This window comes from Robiginitalea sp. (assembly GCF_049588695.1).
In the GTDB taxonomy this organism is placed as follows: domain Bacteria; phylum Bacteroidota; class Bacteroidia; order Flavobacteriales; family Flavobacteriaceae; genus Robiginitalea.
This window is the reverse complement of sequence record NZ_JBAVZJ010000171.1, coordinates 1-2576: the sequence shown is the minus strand read 5'-3', so window position 1 is coordinate 2576 and position 2576 is coordinate 1. Positions and strand designations below refer to the sequence as shown.

2 protein-coding genes are annotated in these 2576 nt (G+C 39.3%); both read left to right on the top strand.

Annotated elements, in window-relative coordinates; all coding sequences use genetic code 11:
* A partial coding sequence (locus WBV75_RS04080; protein WP_424119376.1) for a carbohydrate binding domain-containing protein occupies positions 1-914 on the top strand: 914 nt, incomplete at its 5' end.
* A 309-nt stretch (positions 915-1223) separates the two neighbouring features.
* On the top strand, positions 1224-2576 hold a 1353-nt coding region (locus WBV75_RS04075), incomplete at its 3' end, for a serine hydrolase (RefSeq protein WP_424119375.1).

Here is a 2576-nt window from a genome sequence, read left to right as displayed (position 1 = left end):
TTAGCTCCGGTGATCAAAAGTATGAAGTGCAACTCCTGCAGGCTGGATTCTCCTTGAAGCCCGGTCATACATATAAACTTTCATTTGATGTTAAAGCAGATTCAAATCGAACTTTTGGTGTTTTTCTGGGGGAGAACGGCGGGAACTGGACAAGCCTGATAGGACCCGATCACTATGAGCAAAATGCCACTACTCAGTGGACACCTATTAGTTTGGAATTTGATGTTTATACCGTATTCCCGAACCATAAATTAAGTTTTGAGTTTGGAACCACCAATACAAGTGTGTACCTGGATAATATATCGCTCATTGACCTTGGTATTCGGAAAAACACCATTAATGCTGAATTAAGAGCTTTGGATAAAAACATAGTCAATCCCGGATACAGGCCAGAATCGGTGCTCGAACAGGCATTTATTGATTCATTTAGGGAATCTCCAATTACCATCTACCCCACTATTACCCGGGAAATTGACACTACTACCTGGTCCAAAACACTGTCAAAAAAGTTTGTTCAACATTTGAATGAAACTGAAAATTTAAATATGCAATTAAGTGAAAACACCCTGAACCCTGACGAATTAATGGGGAAAAGTCAGTTTCAATTTTTTATGTATGATATGGTAAGGCTTGGCAATGAGATTAAGATTAAAAAAGTAACTACTGATTATCATATCATTCCGGAAATACTATTCGCACCTAAAAGACAGGGGACACTATTTGTATTTGGAATTCACGTTTTTATCCTTGACGCCGAAGGTGAAAATGTATTTTCTTTTTTACTTAATTCTCATCACGAGCTGTTTGTTGAAGCAAAATTATATTCTTACAAACCCAGTGAAAAGGATCTGGAGGCTTTAAAGGAAAGATGCCTCCAAGTCGCAGCAAGAGCTTTTGAAATAATGGTTAAATGAATTTAACCTAATTACGCAACAGGCCCTGGTCAGACGAGCGCAGCGAAGTCAACCCCAGTTGGGGTTTATAAAAAGAATGCAGTATTGGTTGAACTATAAGTTCTTATAATATGCCTTTACACCTTTTCCAGGTCTTCAGGGATTAAACACGGATAATCCATTTTCCGATTTAACTCGGTTCTCTTACAATGAATAGTAGATTTGGTATTTTCGGTTACTTCATGGAATACAGTCGCTAATGCACGAATAACATATATTGCAAACAATACGCGAGATTCTAAAAATATCCAATCTCGTCAAGAGGACAATATGAATAAAATATATATTGTAATCCTGCTGATACTCCTTTTGGGATGTCAGCCAGGCACTGAAAGTGCAACTGAACCCTTTGCAGAGCTGACACATTTCACGGATCAATACGCCGAAAGTATAATTGACCAGGGCAATGTAAATTCTATGTCCGTAGCCATCTACAGGGACGGCAATACCTACCACAATTACTATGGGGCGATTGATAGAGGAGCAGAAAATCCTCCAAATGACGATACCCTTTTTGAAATAGCTTCAATTACAAAAGTCTTTACAGGATCCTTAATGGCAAAGGCAGTTATTGAAAAGCAAGTCTCTTTGGATACAGATATCAGGGTGTTTTTACCAGGGGAATATCCCAATTTGGAATATGGTGGCAAGCCTGTTACCATTCAAAATTTGGTTACCCATACCCTCGGATTTGACACCCCTGAAAATTTAAAAAGCGTATATGAAAAAATATTTGCCGGATCCCTGGGGAATGTGCCCATTGAGTATAGCATGGACGACCTGTTGGCTGAACTGAAGTCTGTTGAACTAAATCATGAACCCGGCACTTTTTACGACTATAACAACGTCGGGCCTGAGATTGCTGCCTATATCCTGGAACAGGCTTATCAGAAGCCCTACCAGGACATATTACAAGGGTTTCTCGACGATATTGGAATGGAAAACACCTATTTACAAGATTACGATAGATTTAAAGACCGCTTGATCAAGGGGTATACCGAATCGGGCAAACTCGCCACGATTGATCAAAACCCCCTGCTGGGAGGGGCTTCAGGTATTATAACAACACTACCTGATTTAGTTAGATTCATGAAGTTTCAATTGGAATCCAACAACCCCTTAATAAAAGAATCTACACGTGGTTTGTACCAGGATGAGGAAGAGAAGCTCGGGTATTTTTGGGATGTTGGCTATGCAGAAGTAGAAGGGTTTTATTATTTGAAGACAGGCACGTCCAATGGTGTACAAAGTATTTTATTGCTTTGTCCGGATTCGGATTACGGGCAAATACTACTTATGAACAATACAACTGAAAAGGCGACAAACGATTGGATCAGTTTGTATAACAAGATAGAATATGACCTGATTAAATATCCCAAAATCAATTTATGGTCAAAAATAGAGCCATTGTTTATTGAAAATCCGGAGGCCGCAGCATTGAAATACCATGACCTTGGAAAGGATACAACACGATATTTTTCAGGATCCGATTATCTCAACAGGATCGGCTATGATTTCCTGTATCGCGATAAAACTGAATTAGCCATTGAGGTTTTTAAACTGGCCCTCTCAACAGACCCACAAAATGCCAATTTGTACGACAGTTTGGGGGAAGCGTATTAT